This window comes from Phormidesmis sp. 146-20 (genome assembly GCF_052939475.1).
The window spans coordinates 1-8,859 of record NZ_JBJPHT010000093.1 but is presented as its reverse complement, the minus strand read 5'-3'; the positions used below and the strand labels follow the sequence as shown (position 1 = coordinate 8,859).

The window sequence follows — 8,859 nt, the reverse complement described above, 5'->3', positions numbered from 1 at the left end:
AGGGGAGTACTCCTTGGAGCGTTTTATATTTAATTGCACCTAGCTACTTAGCAGCCAAAAAGGGCAGGACATTCTCACAGCGCTTCAGGATAACAGTCTAAATCTTTACAGCCGTTTGGGAGCCGAAGATACCCAACGTAATAGAGATAGCTGGCAATATATCGAACGTCATCTCAATGACTGGTGGAGCCAACATTACACAGCGGCGGGCTACTCAGCCACAATTCTCAAAGGAATTATCAAGTTTTGTAGCTACAGTGACTTAAACAAAAAAGACTTGGTGAGGAAGTGGTTGGCTGCTTACGAACTTGAAGATGACGAAGCCCAAAACATTGGTTTAGACAACTGGCGGGCAGATATTAGTCGAGAAGAATTTGCGCTAGAAGCTATCACTGTATTTGGTAAACTATCAACTCTGGATGAGCCTCTAATTATCGTTTTTGATCAACTAGAAAGTTTGGGATTAAACCACAATCATCCTATTTTGGAGAGTTTTGGATCTGCTGTTAAAGAAATTTTAACCCATGTTCCCAATAGCCTGATTATTCTGAATCTGTTCCCCGATCGTTGGGAGCAATTCAAGACATTTTTTGACGGTTCTGTGGTCGATAGAACTTCTGAATATATTGTCAGATTAGAACGCCCTAGTGTTGAGCAACTAGAAAAACTTTTAGCTCTCAAAGCAAAGTCAGTGGATCTTGATCTGTCTGATCTCTTTAACTCGACAGAGATTAGTAACATCCTCAACCAAAAATCAATTCGGGCTGTTTTTAATTGTGCAAGCGCTTATTTTCGTCACAAAGTCCACAACATTCCTTTACCAAGCGACTATCAACCCTCCATCAAAACGCCTTCAGTTGAGTCCAGAATTGAACAGCTTGAACAGGTGATTTCTCAAATTGCTCACTTGATCCAGCCTTTAATTAGTAATCAACCTGGCTCCAGAATTTCAGATTTAGAAATAGCGTCAAGTTCTCCACAAATCGATCGCTCATTCGTTAATTTCCTTGCTTCACCTCAGACAGAAACGGTGAGAAGAAAACCGCCTTCTGTAGAAGATAGGGTGTGTGAATACCTGGAATACAAGAAGCTTGAACTGATCGAAAACTACGGCAAGCCTACAATCATTAATGATGCAGATGAAATTGGAAAGCTGGCAGCGATCGTAGAGGCTTTTAAGCTCGATCGAGCCTTAGAGTTTCGTCCACTTCGGTTAGGAAGAAGTACACTACCAGAGCATTTTAATATCGAAACTTCTCAAGGTGAGACTGTGGTCGGTTTTCTCAACGCAAGTGGTAATAGCTTCACGTCTCGGATCAAAAACTTTAATCAGTTAGTGAGCAGTCATCCAAAAACCAGATTTTTCTTAACTAGAGATGCGCGTGAATCTAAGATTACTGGCGGAGTTGGTTCAGCAGAAATTGAAAAACTTAATCACAGTCCAAATGGTCAATTTTTGGTGATCGAACAGGACGATCGCGTTAATTTTGATCTAACTTACAACTTGATTATTGACATTCAAGAGAAAGACCTGGAAGTTGATTTAGCAACGGCTTTGCGTGTCTTAACTTCCTACTTGAGTGATTACTGGCTTATCTCCGCTCTGGGTGGAAGCTAAGAAGACATTAAACCAAAGATTTATAGGAACCAAAGATTCATAGGAAGGCTCCTCTATCCGTCAAAAGTCTGGAGTCTCGATCGCAAACCACCCATCCCCAAAACCTTAGAATAGGAACAGCACTCATTAAGAAATGTAAGGGTTTTTCATGGCTGATCAGTTAATTCGAGCGACTGCGGCCGACGGGGGAATTCGGGCCGTCGGAGTGATCACTACCCGCCTCACAGACGAAGCCAAACAGCGACACCACCTCTCTTATGTCTCGACTGCCGCCTTGGGGCGCACCATGGCCGCCGGACTGTTGTTGGCATCCAGTATGAAGCGCGAAGGATCGAGGGTGAATATTCGGATTCGGGGCGACGGGCCGATCGGCGGCGTAATGGCAGACGCGGGAGCAGACGGCACAGTGCGCGGCTATGTCGATAATCCCCACGTCGAACTGCCGCCCAACGCCCAAGGCAAACTGGATGTCGGAGGAGCCGTCGGTCAGGATGGTTACGTCTACGTCGTGCGAGATATTGGCTATGGCTATCCCTACTCCAGCACCGTCGAACTGATTTCTGGAGAAGTGGGCGATGACATCACACACTACCTCGTTACCTCCGAGCAAACGCCCTCCGCTCTAGTGTTAGGAGTCTTTGTCGGCGCAGAAGGCGTGACAGCCGCCGGGGGAATTCTCATCCAAATCATGCCCAAAGCCGCCTCCGATCCCGAACTCGTTGCACTTCTAGAATCTCGACTTGCCAGCCTCAAAGGATTCACGCCTCTGTTGCAAGCAGGCAAAACGCTTCCTACAATTCTTGAGGATTTGTTGGGCGATTTGGGCTTAGAAATCTTGCCAGAAACTCAACTGGTGCGGTTTCACTGTGGCTGCTCGTTCGATCGCGTTCTCGGTGCCCTAAAGCTCCTGGGTCAAGTCGAACTGCAAGACATGATCGAAAAAGACGAAGGAGCCGAAGCCATCTGTCACTTTTGCGGCGAAGTTTACAAAGCCGATCGCGACCACCTTTCACAACTGATCGGAGAATTGCAAGCGGGAGGATAAAGTTTTTGGACGTTGGACTCTAGACTTTGGACAAGGTAGACTTTGGACGTTGGACTCTAGACTTTGGACAGGGCCACCTTGAGAGTCTTTGGTTTCCCAGTCTTTTGTCTAATGTCTAACGTCTTTGGTCTAATGTCTAGCGTCTTTTATCCTTCGTCATCACATTTCTCAAACATTCTTTAAAACTCAAAACTTCTTGCAAACGCTACGCTTAGAGAACACGCGATCGAGGAATCAAAAAATGGCAACCAAACAGGAGTTCAATAGCTTTGAAGAGTTAGTATCTCAGTCCGAAACTCCCATCGTCGTTGACTTTTATGCTCCCTGGTGCGGCCCGTGTCAACTGATGGCTTCGATCTTAGAAGAAGTCAATGGGCAGATGAAAGACCAGATCAAAATCGTCAAAATCAACGTTGATAACTATCCGGATCTGGCCAGTCAGTATCAGGTTCATGCGCTGCCGACGCTGGTGGTCTTTAAGTCAGGAAAGCCCGTTCACAAAATTGAGGGAGTCGTGCGATCGCAGCAACTTGTCCAACAACTACAAGCGATCGTTTAAGGTCTTCTCTAAAATCTCGTTTCGTACTCCACCACGGCGCGATTGTCCCCCGAAAAATCAGTCGAGCCGCGCAGCAACAGGCGATTATTGATGCGATAGCGTACCCCAAACTGAGTCGGTTGATCCGAAGTCAAGACTTTGAGCGCCGAGGCAGACAGACCACGGGTGATATCGATACTCAATTCTGCGCCTAGACCCAGGGTTGAGCTTCTCCTGTTTTCATCATTGATGACGGTAGGAAACAGGCGAAACTCCCCAAATCCGAGTGCATTCCCAATCAGTCCTTGAATATTGGTCAACAGCGCAGAACCCGCTAGATTTGCGATTCCCAGCGTGCTGTCTCCTCGTCCGAGCGTATTTACAAAGCCTCCCCCAATCAGGGCGATAATTTCGTTTTGGCTCCGGCTAGGACTACTGGTGAGTTCTAGATTTTCAAATAGCTGGCTGGCGGCTCCGGTCGCTCTTGCCTGAATGCGAATGGTTTGTAACGAGCCTAAACTGGTCGCCAGCAAAGAATTATCCTCAATCTCCGAAGAGGTCGTATTGGCAGAAATGCGGCTGCGCGTCACTTCAGGAACAGAGGCAATCAGACGAATATTCAGTATGGGGTCAAGCCCTTGAGCAGGGGTAAAGGTCGCACTTTGTGCCCCGCCTCGCGCCAAGACAAACTGGGTTGTAAAAAGGTTGACCTGTCCCGCTGTCAGACGAATGGTGCCATTGGGTTTGAGATCATTTAACGAGCCATTAACGAGCAACTCGCCTCGCGCTAGAAAGTTGATAATCGGGGCACGGGTGACACGGACTCGATCGCCCAACACCAACCGTAAATTCTGCAATTCAACAAACTGATCTGGCTGTCCAGTCGTACCTCCTCCGGTCGTGCCTCCTCCTGTACTGGCGGGAGCGGCTGAGGTGTCAGGAAGTAGCACCTGTCCGTCTGCTAGTTGAATTTCACCCCCGACTTCTGGACTGAGGGCCGTTCCTCGGAGTGCCACATTACCACTCACGCCCCCTTGATACAAGCCTTTGAGGGTAAGGTTGATGTCGTTGAGAGCAAGGGCGATCGGCGTATTGACATCGGGGTCACTTTGACTCAAGGTTGAGAAAATTGGGATCACGCCTTGGGCTGAGAGGCGACCTTTGCTAAATTGTCCCGTTAGCGGCGTGGTAGCAGCGCCGACTCGAATGCGATCGCGCTCAAAGGTAATCGTGCCCGTCAGATCGGTGATCGGTTCGGGGAGCGCCTGGGCCAAAAGTTGAGCGTTTTGAACCGTGACGACTCCGGTGACGACGGGCTGAAGCAGCGTTCCCCCAACCTGTAGCTGCACATCTCCTTTGCCGTCTACCCAGGCGACTTGCTGAGTCAGCAGATTTAATAAAGCCAATCCTTCGTTTTTGACATTTACAGACAGACTGATCTGATTGCTGTCGGGGAAAGTGGACGCAAACGGCAACTTGATTGGGATGCTGCCTGCGATGCGGAGCGGTTCGGGGGGGGCGATCGTCACCGTCGTGCCAAAGTTGAGTCGAGCGTTGGTGTAGTTAAAGCTGCCAGTGGCGGATTGGACGGGCGTGCCGTTGAGGGTGCTGTCGGCGAGACTGATTTCTCCGATCGCAAACGGGTTGTCCTGGGTGCCTGAGATAGTGGCGGTGGCATTGAGGTTGCCTGTGATGCCGATCGGCAGGGGGTAAAAGGTTTCGATCAGTCCAACGGGCAGATTGGTGACTTGCACCTGTCCCGATTGGCTTGCCCCGCCAAAATTTCCGGATACGTTGATGCGAGCGTCTCCAGATTGCAGGCGTAACGGCAGCAGATTGACGACTCCATTTTCAAAACTGCCTTTGGCGATCACCTGGTCGATCGTAATGATCCGATTGGGGTTTCGCGTAATTTTCCCTTGATCGACTTCGGCAAATGAGGGAAAGGGTCGCCATTCGATATCTTGCCCTGTCAAATCAAACTCGGCTTTGGGGGGCGATCCCAGTCCTGCTGAGACGCTGATGTTGCCGTTAAAGGTGCCGCGCACATCGGCCAATTCGGGAATGTTGAGGTTGCGTCGATCATTGGCTACTCGCCGCAGAAGCGTATTGATTTCAGAAAAGCGCTTTAGTTGATCAGACAGGCTGGCATCTGGGAGTCCTACAGTCGTCGGGACAACAGTTTCGGCTCTGCCAACGTCTGCCGCCTGCAAAATTTGGGAGAAATCTTGAATTTCAAAAATTCGCAGCGTTCTGAGAACATCTTCGAGTTTGCCCTGAGCGATCGCGACTTTGCCTTCAAATTTGGGTGTCGATCGCAGGTCTACACTGCCTGACAGCGCATAGCGACTGGTGCCCTTTTGCAAAAACGTATCGGTAAATCGAATCACATTACCCGTGTTGACAAACCTCGCTTGGATGGTTTCTGGCTCGATCACGATGCCCCGCACTTCTCTGGCAGGTCTGACCACGTTGAGCGACCCATCCGCAACTTGTAGCCGATTGACATCAATATTCAAGTTGCCTGTGAGAAACCGTCCGCCAAAGCTGCCCAATCGCGCTAGATCCACACCAGGAATAATTAAGCCATCTAACGGCAACTGCTGGATCACCACTCGAAAAATGTTGCCTTCTGTTTTGCCTGCAATGATCGCTTGATCTCGTTTGACATTCAGGGCGATCGGTCGATAGTCAGGATTCAACGCCAGGAAGATCTGATCTTTGCCGCCTGCCACGTTGACCGTAAATCCCTGAGTCGGGACGAGGCGAATGCTGCCATTGAGCGGCGAATCAAAGGTGATGCCGTTGAGAGACAGCCCTTTGACGGCGACATCACCAATCACATTCGGTGCGTCAGGTGTTCCGGTAATGCGGCCGGTGAGATCGAGTTGACCCGTGAGATCGGTGACGGGCGGGCGAGGAATCGGTAAGTTAGCCAGGGCGTAGTTTGTGGTTTTGACGAACAGATCCAATCCGGTGATCGCGGGGGAACCTGCGCCTTCGAGCCGAGCCAGAATTGACCCATTGGCGCTAAATCCGGGAGCCGTCGCCTGCGGAATATTCAGCTTGCGTCCATCCCATTGCACTTGAGCGACGATCGGCTGCTCGATCAGCGAAATTCCTTCTGACAGTCGCACCTGACCATTCGCCCGAATCGTCCCCGCACTCAGAGAGTTGACCAATCCCGCGACGCGCAAATCGCCACTCAACAATCCACGTAGGTCAGGTGAAAAGCGGCTTAGTTGCAGGCCGCCTCCGGTGACTCGCGCCTGCCATCTTCCCAAACTGGAGGCAATGTCGGCATCAAATGCGCCTGTGCCTTCGGTGAGCCGCGCCTTACCCGTTGCCCGAATGTCTGCGAGATTAAAAGATTTGGTTGTCCCAGACAGATTAAAATTGCCGCTGGCCAACCCGGTTAATTGAGGCACGAACTGTCTTGCTTGAACGCCGATCGCCCGTACTGTCGCTTGCCAATTTTCGCCGATCGTTCTGCCGTTTGCGGTGACCGTTCCGCCGCCAACCTGGGCCACGATGTTTCGCAAAATGGTGTTGCCGCTGACGATCGCCACTTCTCCTGTCGTGGGATAGGTTGCCTGGGGTGCCTGAAATTGAGCCACAGTCTGAACGCGATCGACCGCTCCACTAAGCTGAATCTGGCTATTGACTCGACCGACCGTAATCGGAGGCGCTTGTCCGTTGTTGTAAAGTCTGGCTACCGTGTCACCCGGAACGTTTTGAGCATTTAGATTGAACGCGATCGTTCTTGGGGGGGCGAGAGAAAGGTTGCCCTGTCCGGTGATTTGTCCGCCGATCGTGGGAGTTGCTTGAAGATTAGAAACAGCCAGATCGAACGTACTCGCATCCAATCTAAAGTTGGCGCTAGCCTGACTAAGATTGAGTCGATCGACTCTAGCAACTTTGGTATTACGGACAACGCCTGTGAGAACGGGACTGGCGATCGCTCCCGTCACTTTTACATCCGCTCCAACTTCACCTACAGCAGCAAACGGAAGCTGAATTGCAAAGGTCTCAAAAAAGTTATCCAGCGTGACGGCCTTGACCTGAGCAGATAGATTAAATCCTTTCTTGGTGTCTAGTGTGCCCTTGGCCAAAAGTGGAATTTTGCCGAGAGAAGCGCTGACTTGCTCCAAAGTAATTAGCGTTTCTTTAAGTTGCAGTTTGCCATTCGCATTGGTGAATTTTTGCGGTAACTGCGGAATGCTCAACGTCACATTCTTAAAGTCGGCCGTCCCATTCACTAAAGCGGGTTCTTTGGGGCGCAGTTTTACATTCACCTGACCATTGACGCGACCCTGAGTTAGATCAACGGGGAGTTTGACGAGGCGATCGATTTCAGCGATCAAAAAATCCTGGCCGCGAATGTCAATATTGGAGTTTAGCCCCTGCTGATTGAGCGACTCGCCTTTGAGGTCAAAACTGCCGCCCTGAGTTGATTTTCCTTCGGCTTCATAGGCAAAACGCCGATTGCGATCGAGGGGCTTGACTTCTCCAGCTACGTCGGTCAGATTCACCGAAGTCCGCTTGCGGCCGGGTTTGGGAAAGGGAGACAGTTCAATATTGGCTTCTCGTAGCTCCAACACTTCAAGCTGAGTTCTAATAAATCCCTTTTCTTCCTGTTCTTTGATGGCGGTTGAAACCCACACTCCGTCTCTATCCTGCTCGATATAGGCCGTCGGTTTGATCAGCGCCACATCCAGCTTTAAGGTGCGATTAAAAACTAGCTGAATCGGATTGAATCCGACCTCGACTGACTCGACCGTGGCGCGATCGGGATCATCCTCTGTCGGCGGAATCTCGCTCTTACCAAACCGCAACCCTGTCAGCGAAAACCGTTCAACTTTGCCTAGCTTAACGGGACGATTGAGCAACTGAGTTAGATTGTCGGCGACTAAGGGCGCTAACTCCTGATTGACAAAGACGGTGCCATACCAAACCCCTGCCCCAATTCCTGCAACGGCAGCGATCCCCAACGGGATGCCAATACGGACGAGGCGCGATCGTCGTCTACGAGGGGTGGGGGGCGTACCTTGCTCAGGAGGATTCGTCATTTACAACAGTGGGGAAGGAATTGAGGAGCGTCTAGCGAAGCCTCTATATAGTTACCACACAGGTCATTATTTGGGGAAATGAATTTGAGATTACCGTTTAGAGATGAAATTAACTCCGATTTGGAGACCTTAGCGAAAGCGAATTTTGAGAGGATAATGTAGCGCAAAACCAGCTATTTCCAGACAAGTCCAACATTTTTGTAAGACTTTAGGACTTACGCATTGACAGAAAATCCAAGATAGGAGGTATGGTTTTCAGCCCTTTGAGCATGATTTTTCTGCTTCCTATCTAGCGATCTCAGCCCGCAAAGGGCAGTTTTTAAAAGCCCACACTAACGCAGATACGTTACCACACACAATGGCTCTCTTGTACAGTGCGTAAGTCCTAGACTTATCTCCCTTCATGCCGCTCGTGTGAGAACCCGGACTTTTTGGGTCTGCGCTCAATTCTCAACTAATGTGAATTCGACGAAATTTTTCGCTACGGTGATTAATGCGGGCAGCCCCTTGTATCTTAAGAGTGTGGCAGACCGACCCCCTAAGATTCACGAAATCGGGATTTAGCTAGGGTCGCCACACACTTAATTGC

General features: G+C 50.1%; 4 protein-coding genes. 3 read left to right on the top strand and 1 reads right to left on the bottom strand.

The genetic code is table 11. The features are described from left to right. Positions 1-115 precede the first annotated feature (115 nt). The 3 genes from ACKFKH_RS32925 (at position 116) to trxA (ending at position 3,222) form a co-directional block, all read left to right on the top strand. Complete coding sequence (locus ACKFKH_RS32925; RefSeq protein ID WP_446862618.1) at positions 116-1,618, top strand: hypothetical protein; 1,503 nt, start codon at positions 116-118, stop codon at positions 1,616-1,618. Between the two features lie 148 nt (positions 1,619-1,766). Continuing rightward, positions 1,767-2,663 carry an Hsp33 family molecular chaperone HslO gene (gene hslO, locus ACKFKH_RS32920; RefSeq protein ID WP_446862617.1) on the top strand — a complete coding sequence of 299 codons (897 nt, stop codon included), beginning with the start codon at positions 1,767-1,769 and terminating at the stop codon, positions 2,661-2,663. A 241-nt stretch (positions 2,664-2,904) separates the two neighbouring features. Beyond that, complete coding sequence (gene trxA / locus ACKFKH_RS32915) at positions 2,905-3,222, top strand: thioredoxin (RefSeq protein ID WP_446862616.1); 318 nt, start codon at positions 2,905-2,907, stop codon at positions 3,220-3,222. An 8-nt stretch (positions 3,223-3,230) separates the two neighbouring features. Here the strand turns inward: trxA and ACKFKH_RS32910 are convergent, their stop codons facing one another. Next, positions 3,231-8,270 carry a translocation/assembly module TamB domain-containing protein gene (locus ACKFKH_RS32910; RefSeq protein WP_446862615.1) on the bottom strand — a complete coding sequence of 1,680 codons (5,040 nt, stop codon included), beginning with the start codon at positions 8,268-8,270 and terminating at the stop codon, positions 3,231-3,233. Positions 8,271-8,859 lie beyond the last annotated feature (589 nt).

Bases quoted from the DNA above. Each gene is read 5' to 3' on its own strand.
- hslO (WP_446862617.1), top strand. From the start codon at position 1,767: ATGGCTGATCAGTTAATTCGAGCGACTGCGGCCGACGGGGGAATTCGG.
- ACKFKH_RS32910 (WP_446862615.1), bottom strand. From the start codon at position 8,270: ATGACGAATCCTCCTGAGCAAGGTACGCCCCCCACCCCTCGTAGACGA.
- trxA (WP_446862616.1), top strand. From the start codon at position 2,905: ATGGCAACCAAACAGGAGTTCAATAGCTTTGAAGAGTTAGTATCTCAG.